Below are 14,658 nucleotides of genomic sequence, written 5' to 3' on the forward strand. Positions count from 1 at the left end.
CCATGTTGATTCCCCGCAGGGTCAAGCACCGCAAGCAGCATCACCCGCGCCAACGCGGGATCGCCAGCGGTGGAACGTCGGTGAGCTTCGGCGACTACGGCATCCAGGCGCTGGAGCACGCCTACGTCACCAACCGGCAGATCGAGTCCGCGCGTATCGCCATCAACCGGCACATCAAGCGTGGCGGCAAGGTGTGGATCAACATCTTCCCCGACCGTCCGCTGACCAAGAAGCCCGCCGAAACCCGGATGGGTTCCGGTAAGGGTTCGCCGGAGTGGTGGATCGCCAACGTGAAGCCGGGCCGCATTCTGTTCGAGCTCAGCTACCCCAACGAGCAGACCGCCCGGGAAGCACTGACCCGTGCGATCCACAAGCTGCCGATCAAGGCACGCATTGTTACCCGAGAGGACCAGTTCTGATGGCAGTGGGAACGTCGCCTGGCGAACTGCGCGAGCTCAACGACGAAGAGTTGATCGAGAAGCTGCGCGAATCCAAGGAAGAGCTGTTCAACTTGCGCTTCCAGATGGCTACCGGCCAGCTCAACAACAACCGTCGGCTCCGCACGGTGCGGCAGGAAATCGCACGGATCTACACCGTGCTCCGTGAACGCGAACTAGGCCTGGCATCCGGGCCCAACGGTGAGGATTCCTAATGGCAGAGGCGAAGAAGGCAGCCCCAGCAAAAGCGGCCAAGGCCGCTCCCAAAGCTGCGGCCAAAGACGGTAACGCCAAGGGGCCCAAGCACACTCCGGCCACGCCGAAGCCGCGCGGTCGGCGTAAGACCCGCATCGGCTACGTGGTCAGTGACAAGATGCAGAAGACCATCGTGGTCGAGCTGGAAGACCGCATGCGCCACCCGCTGTACGGCAAGATCATCCGGACCACCAAGAAGGTCAAGGCGCATGACGAGCACGGCGACGCCGGCATCGGCGACCGGGTGTCGTTGATGGAGACTCGACCGCTGTCGGCAACCAAGCGCTGGCGGCTCGTCGAGATCCTGGAAAGGGCCAAGTAGTCAGCCGGCCGGCGCGGTAGCGAGTTCGCGGTAGGCCGGATCCAGTCGGCGCACCGCGACGATGAACGCCAACGCGATGAGCGGCCCGATAATCCCGTAAACGGCTGCGGGCATTGCCATTTCGGCATTGTTCAGCAGTTGCGGACTCAGTGCGATGCCGACCGCCACCACGGCGTTGTGCAACCCGATCTCCAGGCTGACCGCTATCGCTTGGCGCGGGCCCAGCCGCATCCTGCGCGACACCAGATAGCCGACGGTCAGGCTGATCGCGCAGAAGCATGCGACGGCCGCGCTGAGCACGCCGAAGTTCTTCCACAGCGTCGACTGGCCGCTGGCGATCCCCGCGACGACGGCGACCACCAGTAGCACCGCCGCGGCGATTCGAACGAACTTCTGCAGTCGCCCGGCGAAATTCGGGAAGCGGTGACGGATCGCGACGCCGATCGCGACGGGGATGAGCACCATCGCGAACACCGCGAAGAACTTGTCGAATTGCAGTGGGATGAAACGTCCTTCGCCGAGAAACCAGGTCAGCGAGAACGCCAGTATGGCGGGTATGGCGAAGATCGACAGCACCGCGTTGATCGCGGTGAGCGTGAGATTGAGCGCCAGGTCGCCGTTGGCGAGGTGACTGACGATGTTCGCCAGCATCCCGCCCGGAGTTGCGGCCATCAGCATCAGTCCGACCGCCAGGTTGGGCGTGAGGTGTAGTGCCTCGGCGATCAGCAGGCACAGCGTGGGCAAGATCAGCGACTGACAGATCAGGGCGACTATCAGTGGGCGTCGTACCGTGGCGGCCCGGCGGAAGTCGGCGACGGTGAGCGTCAGCCCGAGCGCGAGCATGACCGCCCCGACGACCAGCGGCAAGAACCGGTTGTCCATGAGACTCCAACCTGGTTGGCGACGACCCGGCGAGGCGGAAAGTAGTTAGCTCGCCTTACCTGGCTGCACGTTACTTCATGGTTTGCCGGCTCCGCGAGCCGAGCCGGTCGTGCTGAGCGGGTCGAGGTATTTCGTTGCTGCGGGGTCAGTCTCACAGCGACTGGAATCATCGTGAGCGAGATTGCGCGTCGTCGGCCACCAATGTCGTCCGCGCGGTGTTGGCCGGCAGTTCGGCTGGGCGGTGTAATCTGCATTCTCCGGGGGTCCACTACGAGAGTGAGGCCGGCGATGGCTACCGAGTTCAGCGGCAAGATCGAACTGGACATCCGTGATTCGGAACCGGATTGGGGGCCATACGCGGCGCCGACCGCACCGGAGGGCGCGCCCAATGTGCTGTATCTGGTGTGGGACGACACCGGCATCGCCACCTGGGACTGCTTCGGAGGACTGGTCGAGATGCCGGCGATGTCGCGCATCGCCGAGCGGGGAGTCCGGCTGTCGCAGTTCCACACCACCGCCCTGTGTTCACCGACCAGGGCCTCGCTGCTGTCCGGTCGCAATGCCACCACGGTCGGTATGGCCATGATCGAAGAGTTCACCGAAGGTTTCCCCAACGCGTGCGGTCGTATCCCGTTCGAAACCGCTTTGCTGCCAGAGGTGTTGGCTGAACAGGGCTACAACACCTACTGCATCGGCAAATGGCACCTGACCCCGCTGGAAGAGTCGAACCTGGCCGCGACGAAGCGGCACTGGCCGACGTCGCGTGGGTTCGAGCGGTTTTACGGGTTCCTGGGCGGCGAGACCGACCAGTGGTATCCGGATCTGGTGTACGACAACCACCCGGTGAGCCCGCCGGGTACGCCCGAGGATGGCTACCACCTGTCGAAAGATCTCGCGGACAAGACAATTGAATTCATTCGCGATGCCAAAGTGATCGCACCGGACAAACCGTGGTTCAGCTACGTCTGCCCCGGCGCCGGCCACGCCCCTCACCACGTCTTCAAGGAGTGGGCAGACCGCTACGCCGGCAAATTCGACATGGGCTACGAGCGCTATCGGGAGGTCGTGCTGGAGCGGCAGAAGGCGATGGGCATCGTGCCGCCTGACACCGAACTGTCACCGGTCAACCCCTACCTCGATGTCACCGGACCCGACGGTCAGCCGTGGCCGCTGCAGGACACCGTGCGGCCGTGGGATTCGCTGAACGACGACGAGAAGCGACTGTTCAGCCGGATGACAGAAGTGTTCGCCGGCTTCCAGACCTACACCGACGCCCAGATCGGCCGGATTCTCGACTATCTCGAGGAATCCGGCCAACTGGACGACACCATCATCGTGGTGATCTCCGACAACGGCGCCAGCGGTGAGGGCGGGCCGAACGGATCGGTGAATGAAGGCAAGTTCTTCAACGGCTACATCGACACCGTCGAAGAGAGCATGAAACTCTTCGACCACCTCGGCGGGCCCGAGACCTACAACCATTACCCGATCGGGTGGGCGATGGCCTTCAACACGCCCTACAAGCTCTTCAAGCGGTACGCCTCTCACGAAGGTGGGATCGCTGACACCGCAATCATCTCGTGGCCCAACGGAATCGCGGCGCACGGAGAAGTCCGGGACAACTACGTCAACGTTTCCGACATCACCCCGACTGTCTATGAGCTGCTGAACATCGAGCCGCCGGCAACGGTCAGGGGTATTCCGCAGAAGCCGCTGGATGGTGTGAGTTTTAAAGCGGCCCTTGATGATCCGTCAGCCGACACCGGCAAGCAGATCCAGTTCTACACCATGCTGGGTACCCGCGGGATCTGGCACAACGGCTGGTTCGCCAACGCCGTCCACGCCGCGACGCCTTCGGGCTGGGGACATTTCGATGCCGATCGCTGGGAGCTCTTTCACATCGAAGCCGACCGCAGCCAGTGCCACGATCTGGCCGCCGAGCACCCCGACAAGCTGGAGGAACTCAAGGCACTGTGGTTCGCCGAGGCCGGCAAGTACAACGGCCTGCCGTTGTCCGACCTCAACATCATGGAGACGCTGATGCGCTCCCGGCCGATGCTGACCGGCAACAGGACCAGCTTCACGTACTATCCCGACTGCGCTGACGTCGGCAGCGGTGCGGGCGCCGAGATCCAGGGACGCTCTTTCGCGGTCCTGGCCGACGTCACCGTCGACACCACCGGTGCCGAGGGTGTGCTGTTCAAGCAGGGCGGTGCGCACGGCGGGCATGTGCTGTTTGTCCAGGACGGGCGGTTGCACTACGTGTACAACTTCCTCGGCGAGCGTCAGCAGGTGGTTTCGTCGTCGGCGGCAATACCGTTGGGAAGACACGTGTTCGGGGTGCGCTACGCTCGCACCGGCACCGTGGAGAACAGTCACACGCCACTGGGCGACGTCACGTTGTTCATCGACGACGATACGGTCGGTACGCTGACGGATGTGCAGTCGCACCCGGGGACCTTCGGGTTGGCCGCAGCCGGGATCACCGTCGGACGCAATGGCGGTTCGGCGGTGTCCAGCCGATACAAGGCGCCGTTCCGGTTCACCGGCGGCACCATCGCACAGGTGACCATCGACCTTTCCGGCCGTCCGTATGAAGACGTGGAAAAAGAATTGGCGCTGGCCTTTTCGCGTGACTGACTTCAGGCTCATACCCTGAAGTGATGCCCACCGAGCTGGTCGAACTGCCGTCCGGATCCTTCCGGATGGGATGCACGAGCTTCTACCCCGAAGAAGCACCGATCCACACGGTGGGCGTCGGCGCTTTCGCGGTCGAACGGCATCCGGTGACCAACGCGCAGTTCGCCGAGTTCGTCGACGCGACGGGGTACGTGACCGTCGCCGAACAGCCCATCGACCCCGCGTTGTATCCGGGCGCCGACGCGGGCGAGTTACAGCCGGGCGCAATGGTTTTCCGTCCGACAGCGGGTCCGGTCGATCTGCGCGACTGGCGGCAGTGGTGGGTGTGGGTGCCGGGTGCCAGCTGGCGGCATCCTTTCGGGCCGGGCAGCGACGTGGCCGATCGGGCGCATCATCCGGTCGTCCAGGTGGCTTATCCGGATGCCGCGGCGTACGCGCGCTGGGTCGGTCGGCGGCTGCCGACCGAAGCCGAATGGGAGTATGCAGCCCGCGCCGGTGCCGCGACCACATATGCCTGGGGCGACGACGAGAAGCCCGGCGGGAGGCTGATGGCCAACACCTGGCAGGGCAGCTTCCCGTACCGCAATGACGGCGCGCTCAGTTGGGTCGGCACCTCACCGGTGGGCGCCTTCCCGCCCAACGGATTCGGGCTCTTCGACATGATCGGCAACGTCTGGGAATGGACCACCACCGAATTCTCGTCCCATCACCTGTTGGACCAGCCGCCCAAAATCTGCTGTGCGCCAACGGGACCGGCCGACCCTACGATCATGCAGACGCTCAAAGGTGGTTCGCACCTGTGCGCTCCCGAATACTGCCACCGCTATCGGCCTGCGGCGCGGTCGCCGCAGTCGCAGGACACCGCCACAACACACATCGGGTTCCGGTGCGTGAGCGACCTGCCGGCCGGATCAGCTGATGGCGTCGACCGCGCTTGAGACCCTTGCCTGCAAGTCCGGCGGCAACGGGATGTAACCGTGCTTGTCCAGATCGATCTGGCCGGGTCCGAGCGTCGCCTGTAGGGCCGCCTTGACTGCCGCCCCAACCGCTGGGTCAGGGTACTTGGAGCAGACGATCTCGTAGGTCGCCAGGACGATCGGATACACGTCGTCGTTGGTGGGGTTGTAGAACGACGAGAGGTCGAGCACCAGGTCGTTGCCTTTGCCGACGAACTTGGCGCCGGCGATCGTCTTGCCGACGGAGTCGGTGCCGATGCGCACCGGACGTCGCGACTTGCGGCTTGCCGGGGTTTTGATCTCGGCGGCGTAGAGCCCCTCGTCCATCGCGAAGGACAACTCGTTGTAAGTGATCGCGCCCTCGGTGTTCTTCACCATCGCCGAGGTGCCGTCGTTACCTTTGGCGGGGGTGCCGACGCCGCCCTTGAATTCCTTGCCGGTGCCCTGGGTCCAGGTTCCAGCGGCGGCCGCCGCCAGGTAGGCCTGGAAGTTGGCGGTGCTGCCGGATTTATCGCTGCGGTAGACGACGTGGATGTCCTCTGACGGCATGGAGGCGTTCAGCGCGCTGATCGCCGGGTCGTCCCAGCGGGTGATGCTGCCGTTGAAGATGCCCGCGATCGTCTGCGCGTCGAGCACCAGGAAGTCGACGGGCAGGTTGTAGGTGACGGCCAGTGGGCCGAACACCACCGGCAGGTTCCACGCGGGCGCGCCGCCGCATCGCTTCGTTGCGGCGTCCCGCTGGTCGTCGCCGAGTGGGGTGTCCGAACCGGCGAAATCGCTCTTGCCGGCCAGGAAGTCAGTGATTCCGGCACCCGAGCCGTTCGCGGTGTAGTTGAGCGTGTGCCCGGGGCAGGACTTGCCATAGGCGCTGACGAAACGCTTCATCGCGTTGGCTTGTGCGGTCGAGCCGCTGGCCGATATTGCCGGCTTGCCGGCGCAGTCCACCACCACGCTGGCGTAGGCCGTGCTGGTGTGTGGGACCTCGCATCCCGATAGCACTACGGCACCCGCTGCCAGCAAACTCATCGCAGCGGCCAGACGACTGTGCTTCATGTTGATTGCCTCACCCCGGACTTCGACACGATGTTGCGCTTCACTGCTAACGATTTCGGCCTCGCGACCGAGAATAGACTAGCGGCTCGATAGCCGAACTGTCCCGTCCCAGCGCAGATTTGAAAGATATGAATAGCCATCCTGAACTGCGCGTTACCGCCGGATGGCCAGCTGGTGACGAATCTCCGTCGGTGCGATCAGCCTGATTCTTTCGCCGCGCGATCGGTAGGTGGATTCGCTAACCTGACCCCGTGTTCCGCCGACAGGACGACATTGTGCATCCGGTCCCCGTCCACTCCCGGCAGGCTTCCCGATTCGGTGCCGAGCAATGACAACCGAGGCCCCGCCGGCAACTCCGCCGGCACCGCCGAAAGAAACGCGATCGCGGCGGATCCCGATCGTCGTCATCGTCTTGGTGGCGTTCGTCGTGGCCTACGCCTTGTCACTGCTCGGAGTTCACCTGCTCCAGAAATCGGAGGGTCCACTTCCACCGCTGGACCTGAGCGAGGCCGCGCCTGACGAAACCGTCGTCCAGATCAGCCTGGAAGAGCTGAAAGCCACGACGAACCGCCTCACTGTGAACGTGTTGGTCTATCCGGGTGAGTCGTTGTACGACAAGCGTTTCGACGAGCTGAACACCGAACTGGCGGTGCGGTTGTACCCGCCGAATGACCTCGGCGACCTGACATATCCGAAGGGTAAGGCGCCCGCACAGGTCAGCACGACGATCAAGGCGCACGGCAATCCCGGCAGCTGGCCCTTCGACTCCTATAAGTCCGAGCCGCTGTCGGCCGACGTGTTCATCGGGTCGGGCGCCGAGCGTAAGCGGATACCGGCGCGCGTCCAGGTGACCGGATCGATGGACGGCTGGGATGCCACCGTCAAACGCAACACCGACAACAGCGAGACCGGCAACCACAACACCAGCAACGTCGTCGTTACCCTGCACCGGGCCAAGGGGCCGCTGATCTTCGACCTCGGCATCATTCTGGTCCTGATCAGCCTGCCGACCTTGGCTCTGCTGGTGGCCATTCCAATGGCGCTGGGCAGAAGAAAATTCGTGCCACCCTTCGCCACCTGGTACGCGGCGAACCTGTTCGCGATCGTTCCGCTGCGAAATATCCTGCCGGGCGCCCCGCCGCCCGGCTCGCTGATCGACCAGGCCCTGGTGCAGTGGGTCCTGCTCGCACTGGCGACCGCGATGGCGCTGTACATCTTTTCCTGGGTGCGGCAAGGGGACTAAACAGCGCGGTTGGCCTCTGCGCTCAGCCGGTTGACCAGGCATTTGGCTCTGAGCAGGTCTTCGCCTAGACTCTAGGGGTTGCCGTGGGCAGACCTCGGCTGGCATTTACGAGCAAGACCTGTCAGCCCCGCGTGCCTTTCAGCGACAAAGACCATGCAAGACGGGTCGGGTGGACTATGCATTCCAGCGTCTCCCGGTGTGTCCACGCGTGGGCGTGCATACGTGAACCAGGTCAGGAGATCGAGTGATTCAGCAGGAATCGCGGCTGAAGGTGGCCGACAACACGGGCGCCAAGGAGATCTTGTGCATCCGCGTGCTCGGCGGCTCGTCGCGGCGCTACGCCGGCATCGGCGACGTCATCGTGGCGACGGTCAAGGACGCCATCCCCGGCGGCAACGTCAAGCGCGGCGACGTGGTCAAGGCCGTGGTGGTGCGCACCGTCAAGGAGCGCCGTCGCCCGGACGGCAGCTACATCAAGTTCGACGAGAACGCTGCCGTGATCATCAAGCCTGACAACGACCCGCGTGGAACCCGCATCTTCGGGCCGGTCGGCCGCGAACTGCGGGAGAAGCGCTTCATGAAGATCGTCTCGCTTGCTCCGGAGGTGTTGTAGATGAAGGTGCACAAGGGTGACACCGTCCTGGTCATCTCGGGCAAGGACAAAGGCGCCAAAGGCAAAGTGATCCAGGCCTACCCGACGCGCAACAAGGTGCTCGTCGAGGGTGTCAACCGGATCAAGAAGCACACCGCGATCTCCCGCAACGAGCGCGGCGCGCAGTCGGGTGGAATCGTCACGCAGGAAGCCCCCATTCACGTCTCCAACGTGATGGTGGTCGACGCAGACGGCAACCCCACTCGCGTCGGTTACCGCCTCGACGAGGAGTCCGGCAAGCGGGTCCGCATCTCCAAGCGCAATGGCAAGGACATCAAGGCATCATGACGACAACCGAGAAGGTTCAGCCTCGGCTGAAGGCGCGCTACCGCAACGAGATTCGTGACGCGCTCAATCAGGAATTCAAGTACGCCAACGTCATGCAGATCCCGACCGTGGTGAAGGTCGTGGTGAACATGGGCGTCGGCGACGCCGCTCGCGACGCCAAGCTGATCAACGGTGCGGTCAACGACCTGGCCCTGATCACCGGGCAACGGCCGGAGATTCGCAAGGCGCGCAAGTCAATTGCACAGTTCAAGCTTCGCGAGGGCATGCCGATCGGCGCGCGGGTGACCCTGCGCAATGACCGGATGTGGGAGTTCCTCGACCGGCTCACCTCGATCGCGCTGCCGCGTATCCGCGACTTCCGTGGGCTGTCGCCCAAGCAGTTCGACGGCTCCGGCAACTATACCTTCGGGCTGAACGAGCAATCGGTGTTCCACGAGATCGACGTGGACAAGATCGACCGGCCTCGTGGCATGGACATCACCGTCGTCACCTCGGCGACAAACGACGACGAAGGACGGGCGTTGTTGCGCGGCCTCGGCTTTCCGTTCAAGGAGAACTGACCAGATGGCAAAGAAGGCACTGAAAAACAAGTGTGCGCGTAAGCCCAAGTTCGCGGTGCGCGCCTACACCCGCTGCAACAAGTGCGGCCGCCCGCACGCGGTTTACCGCAAGTTCGGGCTGTGCAGGATCTGCCTGCGTGAAATGGCGCATGCGGGCGAGCTGCCCGGCGTGCAGAAGAGCAGCTGGTAACCCCGGCCGACGACGACAAATTTGACCAACTCAGAGAACAGGTGCGCAGTAGGCCCTAACCGGGAACCACTGCGAGGAAGGCGACACCGTCCATGACCGCGATGACGACGACGCAGAGCGAAGCGATGCAGAGGAGCAGCGCTCGATGACCGCGATGACGACGACGCAGAGCGAAGCGATGCAGAGGAGCAGCGCTCGATGACGATGACGGACCCGATCGCAGACTTCTTGACACGTCTGCGCAACGCCAATTCGGCGTACCACGATGAGGTGACGCTGCCGCATTCGAAGCTCAAGGCCAACATCGCCGAGATCCTCAAGCGGGAGGGGTACATCATCGACTACCACACCGAGGATGCGCGCGTCGGCAAGGCGCTCAAGGTTCAGCTCAAGTACGGGCCGAGCCGCGAGCGCAGCATCGCCGGCCTGCGCCGGGTGTCCAAGCCGGGGCTGCGGGTGTACGCCAAGTCCACCAACCTGCCGCGGGTACTCGGTGGCCTGGGCGTCGCGATCATCTCGACCTCCTCGGGTCTGCTCACCGACCGTCAGGCGGCCAGGCAGGGCGTGGGCGGCGAAGTCCTCGCGTACGTGTGGTGAGAGGGAACTGACATGTCGCGTATTGGTAAGCAGCCGATCCCGATCCCGTCCGGGGTCGAGGTGTCCATCGATGGACAGAACGTTTCGGTCAAGGGGCCCAAGGGCGTCCTGGATCTGAAGGTCGCCGAGCCGATCACCGTGGTGCGCAACGACGATGGCGCCATCGTGGTCAGCCGTCCGGACGACGAGCGGCGCAATCGCTCGCTGCACGGGCTGTCGCGCACCCTGGTGTCCAACCTGGTGACCGGGGTGACGCAGGGATACACCATCAAGATGGAGATCTTCGGCGTCGGCTACCGCGTGCAGCTCAAGGGTTCCAACCTCGAGTTCGCGCTGGGTTACAGCCACCCCGTGGTGATCACGGCGCCGGACGGCGTCACCTTCGCGGTCGAGACGCCGACGAAGTTCTCGATCACCGGTATCGACAAGCAAAAGGTCGGCCAGGTCGCGGCGAACATCCGTCGGCTGCGCAAATCGGACCCGTACAAGGGCAAGGGTGTGCGCTACGAAGGTGAGCAGATCCGCCGCAAGGTCGGAAAGACAGGTAAGTAGTCATGGCGCAATCACAAGCTGGTACCGCGCAAAAGCCGCTGGCGCACAGCGTTTCCGCCGTCCGGCGAAAGGGTCGGCTGCGGCGGCACGCACGGCTGCGTAAGAAGATCTCGGGCACCACGGAGCGTCCGCGCTTGGTCGTGCACCGCTCGTCGCGGCACATCCACGTGCAGCTGGTCAACGACCTGACCGGCACCACCTTGGCCGCCGCCTCGTCGATCGAGGCGGATGTGCGCGGCGTGGACGGCGACAAGAAAGCCCACAGTGTGCGGGTCGGCCAGCTGATCGCTGAGCGGGCCAAGGCAGCCGGAGTCGACACCGTGGTCTTCGACCGCGGTGGCTACACCTACGGCGGGCGGATCGCGGCATTGGCCGACGCTGCTCGCGAGGGCGGATTGAAATTCTGATGACGAGCAACAATCTTGGGGAATCAAACTTGAGCGGAAGGACCGCATAATGGCGGAGCAACCGGCTGGAACGGCCGGCCCGACAACCGCGCAAGGTCGCGACTCTCGCGGCGATGGCCGTGATTCGCGCGACGGCCGTGACTCGCGCGAGGGTCGGGGCCGACGCGACGGTGGCCGTGGCGGCCGCGACCGCGACGGCGACAAGAGCAATTACCTAGAGCGGGTCGTCACCATCAACCGCGTCTCCAAGGTGGTCAAGGGTGGTCGGCGATTCAGCTTCACCGCGTTGGTCATCGTCGGCGACGGCAATGGCATGGTCGGTGTCGGCTACGGCAAGGCGAAGGAAGTCCCGGCTGCGATCGCCAAGGGCGTCGAGGAGGCCCGTAAAAGCTTCTTCCGGGTGCCGCTGATCGGCGGGACGATCGTCCATCCCGTGCAGGGTGAGGCGGCCGCCGGTGTGGTGCTGCTGCGGCCGGCCAGCGCCGGTACCGGTGTGATCGCCGGCGGCGCCGTTCGCGCGGTGCTGGAATGTGCCGGCGTGCGCGACGTGCTGGCCAAGTCGCTGGGCAGCGACAACGCAATCAACGTGGTGCACGCCACGGTCGCCGCGCTCAAGCTGTTGCAGCGTCCCGAAGAGGTCGCCGCCCGGCGCGGACTGTCGATCGAGGATGTGGCGCCGGCAGGCATGCTGCGCGCACGCCGCGAAAGTGAGGCGTTGGCCGCCAGTGCCAGCGCCACCCGTGAAGGAACGGCATAACCATGGCCGCAGAAAAAGCGACACAACCGACGCAGCTGAAGATCACCCAGGTTCGCGGTGTCATCGGCGCTCGCTGGAAGCAGCGGGAAAGCCTTCGCACACTGGGGCTTCGGCGCATTCGCCACTCGGTCGTCCGCGACGACACCCCGCAGACCCGCGGGCTGATCGCGACGGTCCGGCACCTCATCGAGGTCGAGCCGGCTGACGGAGGTAGCACCAAATGACGATCAAACTGCACGACCTACGCCCAGCGCCGGGGTCGAAGACCAAGCGCACCCGGGTCGGTCGTGGTGAGGGCTCCAAGGGTAAAACCGCGGGCCGCGGAACCAAGGGCACCAAGGCGCGTAAGAACGTGCCGGTGACCTTCGAGGGTGGGCAGATGCCGATCCACATGCGGCTGCCCAAGCTGAAGGGTTTCCGCAACCGGTTCCGCACCGAGTACGAAGTCGTCAACGTCGGCGACATCAATCGTCTGTTCCCGCAAGGTGGTTCGATCGGGGTTGACGAGCTGGTCGCCAAGGGCGCGGTGCGCAAGAACACCCTCGTCAAGGTTCTCGGTGACGGGAAGCTGGGCGTCAAGGTCGACGTCACCGCGCACAAGTTCAGCGGCAGCGCGCGGGAGAAGATCACCGCGGCGGGCGGCTCAGCGACCGAGCTGTAGCAGCCCGCTACCGCTGCGGCCGCACGCCGAGCACGTCGCGGAACAACGCCTGCCGCAAGGCCAGTTCCCGCGGGTCGCTCCATAGGTGAAAACCCAACCGGTTCATCACGTATGCGAAGCCGACCCCGGTGTCGGGGTCGGCGAACCCGAATGATCCGCCCAGTCCCGGTGTGCCGAACGCTTTATCCGACGAGCCGAAGTTGAAGTGCGCCAACGGTTTGCAATAGCCCAGCGAGAACACCGAATCGACGTGCAACACCTTGTCGCGAATGCCGCCGCTCGGTGTGCGCGACGGTCGGGTGAGCGCATCGAGGGTCTCGGACGTCAAGCCGAGTTCGCGTCCACCGGTCGCCGCGCAGCTGTACGCCTTGGCGACCGCGCGCGCCGCGCCGATCCCGTTGGCCGCCGGAATCTCGACGGTGCGGACCTCTTCACGGTTGAAATCCCGCATCGCATCGATGTCGTTGGGCAGGTTCACACTACGGCCGGTCAGGCTACGCGGATTCAGCAGCGCCAGCGCGAGCCGTGGCGGCATCGCGTTGAGGTGCAGTAGCGCCGCGGCGCGGTGCCAGCCGTGCAGATGCGCGACGCGGTCACGGTCCACCGATGCGGGCAGGCCGATGTGCAGGTCCAGTCCGAGCGGTGCGGCGACTTCGTCGGCGAAGAACTGCCCAAGCGTCCGATGCGCCGGGTCGGCGTGCCGGATCAGTTCGGACTCATACCAGCCCAGGGTCAGGGCGTGATAGCCGTGCCGGCTGCCCGGTGGCCAGGCCGGGGCCTGTGCCGCCAGCACCGCCGACCGCTTCTCGGCGTCGTTCAGGTCGGCCAGCAGCAGCGGCGCGTCGAGTGCCGACAGGCCGGCTTGATGGGACAGCAACTGCCGCACGGTCACATCCGCTTTGCCCGCTTGCGCGAACTCCGGCCAGTAGTCGGCGACTTTCGCGTCGTAGGAGATCAGCCCGCGGGATGCTGCGACCGTGACAGCCAGGGAGGCAATGCCTTTCGTCGTCGAGAACATGTTGACGATGGTGTCCTGCTGCCACGGTTGCTTGGTGTGACCGTTGCGGTAGCCGCCCCACAGGTCGACGACTTTGACGCCGTTGCGGTAAACGGCGACCGCGGCGCCGACTTCGCGGCGTGCGGCGAAGTTGGCCCGGAACGCGTCGGCGATCTTCCCGTAGCCCTCGTCGGCGTCACCCTGGATCCGGTCCGGCGGCGCGATGACTTTGCTGACCATTGAGTCGTTATACTCCCGTGCAACGGTCGCGGTCAGCGGAGTTGCGGAATCACCTCCGCGGCAAGGCGTTCCATTTGCTCGCGATCCTCGGCGACGTCGCGGCCGACCGGGTTCAGCAGGATCGTCTCGGCGCCGGCGTCGATGACCTCGTGCAGACCGGCGACCACGTCGTCGATCGTGCCCGACACCGGTACCTGGTCGACGCCCGGCATCGCGCCGTAAATCCGGTGCAGCCCGTCGAGCACTCGTTCGCGAGCCTTGCTCGCGTCGTCGTCGACCATCAGGTAGACCCGCTTGCCGATCGGGAAGGTCCCGGGATCCTGGCCCTGCTCGGCAATTTCGCGGCGCACGACGGAAACCGCTTCGGCGAACTTCGCGGTGGTCGACGAGCCCGCTCCGAGGAACGCGTCGCCGTGCCGCACCGCGCGGGCCAGCGCCTTGGGGGCCTGACCGCCGAACCAGATCGGCGGATGCGGCCGCTGCACGGGCTTGGGCTGGATCGGTAGGTCCTCGACTTTGCGGAACCGGCCGTCGAAGGTCACCCGTGGCTGGTCGGACCAGGCCGCCTTCATCAACTGGAGGCCCTCGGTGAAACTGCTGATGAAGGTGTCGCCGTCGACGCCGAAGGCGGCGAACTGTCGGCGGCCGCCACCGGGCGCCACACCGACATCGAGTCGACCGTGGCTGAGCCGGTCAACCGCGGTGATCGCCGAGGCCAACTGCAGGGGATCATGCAACGACGAGACCAGTACGGCCACGCCGAGCCGTAACCGCTCGGTGCAGGACGCCGCCCAGGCCAGCAGTTCCAGTGGTGCTATCAGCGGTGCCGCACCGATGGTCTGTTCGAGCACCCAGCCGCCCTCGAAGCCGAGTTCCTCGGCCCGTTTCAGGTAGTCACGCAGGCCGTCCCCGTCGAAACCGGCCGAGTCGAACTGGTGGATCGAGATGGAGAACTTCACCCGATCAACC

General features: G+C 64.9%; 20 protein-coding genes. 16 read left to right on the forward strand and 4 right to left on the reverse strand.

Annotated features, from left to right (window positions below; all coding sequences use genetic code 11):
• The first annotated feature begins 2 nt into the window (after window positions 1-2).
• Genes rplP through rpsQ form a run of 3 tightly spaced genes read left to right on the forward strand, consistent with a single transcriptional unit; the run spans window position 3 to window position 1,014 of the window.
• Window positions 3-419, forward strand: a complete 417-nt coding sequence (gene rplP, locus G6N27_RS21060; RefSeq protein ID WP_163779774.1) for a 50S ribosomal protein L16 — start codon at window positions 3-5, stop codon at window positions 417-419.
• Window positions 419-652: a 50S ribosomal protein L29 gene (rpmC, locus tag G6N27_RS21065; protein WP_163779776.1), complete on the forward strand. Its 234-nt coding sequence runs from the start codon at window positions 419-421 to the stop codon at window positions 650-652. The genes rplP and rpmC overlap by 1 nt, the downstream gene beginning before the upstream one ends.
• Window positions 652-1,014 carry a 30S ribosomal protein S17 gene (gene rpsQ / locus G6N27_RS21070; protein ID WP_163779778.1) on the forward strand — a complete coding sequence of 121 codons (363 nt, stop codon included), beginning with the start codon at window positions 652-654 and terminating at the stop codon, window positions 1,012-1,014. The genes rpmC and rpsQ overlap by 1 nt, the downstream gene beginning before the upstream one ends.
• On the opposite strand, the gene G6N27_RS21075 is transcribed toward rpsQ, so the two are convergent.
• Complete coding sequence (locus G6N27_RS21075; RefSeq protein ID WP_163779780.1) at window positions 1,015-1,896, reverse strand: bile acid:sodium symporter family protein; 882 nt, start codon at window positions 1,894-1,896, stop codon at window positions 1,015-1,017. It abuts the gene before it with no gap.
• Between the two features lie 288 nt (window positions 1,897-2,184).
• Here G6N27_RS21075 and G6N27_RS21080 point away from each other — a divergent pair, with 288 nt between their 5' ends.
• Both G6N27_RS21080 and G6N27_RS21085 read left to right on the forward strand, forming a co-directional pair.
• On the forward strand, window positions 2,185-4,536 hold the full coding sequence (locus tag G6N27_RS21080) for an arylsulfatase (RefSeq protein WP_163779782.1): 2,352 nt from the start codon (window positions 2,185-2,187) through the stop codon (window positions 4,534-4,536).
• A gap of 23 nt (window positions 4,537-4,559) precedes the next feature.
• Window positions 4,560-5,474: a formylglycine-generating enzyme family protein gene (locus G6N27_RS21085; RefSeq protein WP_163779784.1), complete on the forward strand. Its 915-nt coding sequence runs from the start codon at window positions 4,560-4,562 to the stop codon at window positions 5,472-5,474.
• Here the strand turns inward: G6N27_RS21085 and pstS are convergent.
• A complete protein-coding gene (pstS, locus tag G6N27_RS21090) occupies window positions 5,448-6,545 on the reverse strand; it encodes a phosphate ABC transporter substrate-binding protein PstS (RefSeq protein WP_163779786.1) in 1,098 nt (365 codons plus the stop codon). The two genes, G6N27_RS21085 and pstS, sit on opposite strands and share 27 nt — an antisense overlap.
• 328 nt (window positions 6,546-6,873) lie before the next feature.
• Here pstS and G6N27_RS21095 point away from each other — a divergent pair, with 328 nt between their 5' ends.
• The 11 genes from G6N27_RS21095 (at window position 6,874) to rplO (ending at window position 12,452) form a co-directional block, all read left to right on the forward strand.
• Window positions 6,874-7,788 carry a DUF4436 domain-containing protein gene (locus tag G6N27_RS21095; protein ID WP_163779788.1) on the forward strand — a complete coding sequence of 305 codons (915 nt, stop codon included), beginning with the start codon at window positions 6,874-6,876 and terminating at the stop codon, window positions 7,786-7,788.
• A gap of 244 nt (window positions 7,789-8,032) precedes the next feature.
• A complete protein-coding gene (gene rplN, locus G6N27_RS21100; protein WP_045373371.1) occupies window positions 8,033-8,401 on the forward strand; it encodes a 50S ribosomal protein L14 in 369 nt (122 codons plus the stop codon).
• Window positions 8,402-8,728, forward strand: a complete 327-nt coding sequence (gene rplX / locus G6N27_RS21105; RefSeq protein WP_163779789.1) for a 50S ribosomal protein L24 — start codon at window positions 8,402-8,404, stop codon at window positions 8,726-8,728.
• Window positions 8,725-9,288 carry a 50S ribosomal protein L5 gene (gene rplE / locus G6N27_RS21110; RefSeq protein WP_163779791.1) on the forward strand — a complete coding sequence of 188 codons (564 nt, stop codon included), beginning with the start codon at window positions 8,725-8,727 and terminating at the stop codon, window positions 9,286-9,288. The genes rplX and rplE overlap by 4 nt, the downstream gene beginning before the upstream one ends.
• A 4-nt stretch (window positions 9,289-9,292) precedes the next feature.
• Window positions 9,293-9,478 carry a type Z 30S ribosomal protein S14 gene (locus G6N27_RS21115; protein WP_163779793.1) on the forward strand — a complete coding sequence of 62 codons (186 nt, stop codon included), beginning with the start codon at window positions 9,293-9,295 and terminating at the stop codon, window positions 9,476-9,478.
• A 198-nt stretch (window positions 9,479-9,676) separates the two neighbouring features.
• Window positions 9,677-10,075 (forward strand): 30S ribosomal protein S8, encoded by a 399-nt coding sequence (rpsH, locus tag G6N27_RS21120; RefSeq protein ID WP_163779795.1) that lies wholly within the window; start codon window positions 9,677-9,679, stop codon window positions 10,073-10,075.
• Window positions 10,076-10,087: 12 nt separating this feature from the next.
• Window positions 10,088-10,627, forward strand: a complete 540-nt coding sequence (gene rplF / locus G6N27_RS21125) for a 50S ribosomal protein L6 (RefSeq protein ID WP_163779797.1) — start codon at window positions 10,088-10,090, stop codon at window positions 10,625-10,627.
• 38 nt (window positions 10,628-10,665) lie between these two features.
• Window positions 10,666-11,034 carry a 50S ribosomal protein L18 gene (gene rplR, locus G6N27_RS21130; RefSeq protein WP_163782117.1) on the forward strand — a complete coding sequence of 123 codons (369 nt, stop codon included), beginning with the start codon at window positions 10,666-10,668 and terminating at the stop codon, window positions 11,032-11,034.
• Between the two features lie 49 nt (window positions 11,035-11,083).
• Window positions 11,084-11,791 (forward strand): 30S ribosomal protein S5, encoded by a 708-nt coding sequence (rpsE, locus tag G6N27_RS21135; RefSeq protein ID WP_163779798.1) that lies wholly within the window; start codon window positions 11,084-11,086, stop codon window positions 11,789-11,791.
• Window positions 11,792-11,793: 2 nt separating this feature from the next.
• The gene (gene rpmD / locus G6N27_RS21140) at window positions 11,794-12,015 is read left to right on the forward strand and encodes a 50S ribosomal protein L30 (protein WP_163779800.1); all 222 of its coding nucleotides are present in this window, start codon (window positions 11,794-11,796) and stop codon (window positions 12,013-12,015) included.
• Window positions 12,012-12,452, forward strand: coding sequence for a 50S ribosomal protein L15 (gene rplO, locus G6N27_RS21145; protein WP_163779802.1), 441 nt, complete (start codon window positions 12,012-12,014; stop codon window positions 12,450-12,452). Before rpmD ends, rplO begins: the two co-directional genes overlap by 4 nt.
• A 7-nt stretch (window positions 12,453-12,459) precedes the next feature.
• Here the strand turns inward: rplO and G6N27_RS21150 are convergent, their stop codons facing one another.
• Window positions 12,460-13,689 carry a serine hydrolase domain-containing protein gene (locus G6N27_RS21150; RefSeq protein ID WP_163779804.1) on the reverse strand — a complete coding sequence of 410 codons (1,230 nt, stop codon included), beginning with the start codon at window positions 13,687-13,689 and terminating at the stop codon, window positions 12,460-12,462.
• A gap of 32 nt (window positions 13,690-13,721) precedes the next feature.
• Window positions 13,722-14,648 carry an LLM class flavin-dependent oxidoreductase gene (locus tag G6N27_RS21155; RefSeq protein WP_163779806.1) on the reverse strand — a complete coding sequence of 309 codons (927 nt, stop codon included), beginning with the start codon at window positions 14,646-14,648 and terminating at the stop codon, window positions 13,722-13,724.
• Window positions 14,649-14,658: the final 10 nt, after the last annotated feature.

Source organism: Mycobacterium cookii, assembly GCF_010727945.1.
Taxonomy (GTDB): domain Bacteria; phylum Actinomycetota; class Actinomycetes; order Mycobacteriales; family Mycobacteriaceae; genus Mycobacterium; species Mycobacterium cookii.

Excerpts from the sequence above, each read along its gene's own strand:
- rplP (WP_163779774.1), top strand. The coding sequence starts at position 3 with ATGTTGATTCCCCGCAGGGTCAAGCACCGCAAGCAGCATCACCCGCGC.
- rpmC (WP_163779776.1), top strand. The coding sequence starts at position 419 with ATGGCAGTGGGAACGTCGCCTGGCGAACTGCGCGAGCTCAACGACGAA.
- rpsQ (WP_163779778.1), top strand. The coding sequence starts at position 652 with ATGGCAGAGGCGAAGAAGGCAGCCCCAGCAAAAGCGGCCAAGGCCGCT.
- G6N27_RS21075 (WP_163779780.1), bottom strand. The coding sequence starts at position 1,896 with ATGGACAACCGGTTCTTGCCGCTGGTCGTCGGGGCGGTCATGCTCGCG.
- G6N27_RS21080 (WP_163779782.1), top strand. The coding sequence starts at position 2,185 with ATGGCTACCGAGTTCAGCGGCAAGATCGAACTGGACATCCGTGATTCG.
- G6N27_RS21085 (WP_163779784.1), top strand. The coding sequence starts at position 4,560 with ATGCCCACCGAGCTGGTCGAACTGCCGTCCGGATCCTTCCGGATGGGA.
- pstS (WP_163779786.1), bottom strand. The coding sequence starts at position 6,545 with ATGAAGCACAGTCGTCTGGCCGCTGCGATGAGTTTGCTGGCAGCGGGT.
- G6N27_RS21095 (WP_163779788.1), top strand. The coding sequence starts at position 6,874 with ATGACAACCGAGGCCCCGCCGGCAACTCCGCCGGCACCGCCGAAAGAA.
- rplX (WP_163779789.1), top strand. The coding sequence starts at position 8,402 with ATGAAGGTGCACAAGGGTGACACCGTCCTGGTCATCTCGGGCAAGGAC.
- rplE (WP_163779791.1), top strand. The coding sequence starts at position 8,725 with ATGACGACAACCGAGAAGGTTCAGCCTCGGCTGAAGGCGCGCTACCGC.
- G6N27_RS21115 (WP_163779793.1), top strand. The coding sequence starts at position 9,293 with ATGGCAAAGAAGGCACTGAAAAACAAGTGTGCGCGTAAGCCCAAGTTC.
- rpsH (WP_163779795.1), top strand. The coding sequence starts at position 9,677 with ATGACGATGACGGACCCGATCGCAGACTTCTTGACACGTCTGCGCAAC.
- rplF (WP_163779797.1), top strand. The coding sequence starts at position 10,088 with ATGTCGCGTATTGGTAAGCAGCCGATCCCGATCCCGTCCGGGGTCGAG.
- rpsE (WP_163779798.1), top strand. The coding sequence starts at position 11,084 with ATGGCGGAGCAACCGGCTGGAACGGCCGGCCCGACAACCGCGCAAGGT.
- rpmD (WP_163779800.1), top strand. The coding sequence starts at position 11,794 with ATGGCCGCAGAAAAAGCGACACAACCGACGCAGCTGAAGATCACCCAG.
- rplO (WP_163779802.1), top strand. The coding sequence starts at position 12,012 with ATGACGATCAAACTGCACGACCTACGCCCAGCGCCGGGGTCGAAGACC.
- G6N27_RS21150 (WP_163779804.1), bottom strand. The coding sequence starts at position 13,689 with ATGGTCAGCAAAGTCATCGCGCCGCCGGACCGGATCCAGGGTGACGCC.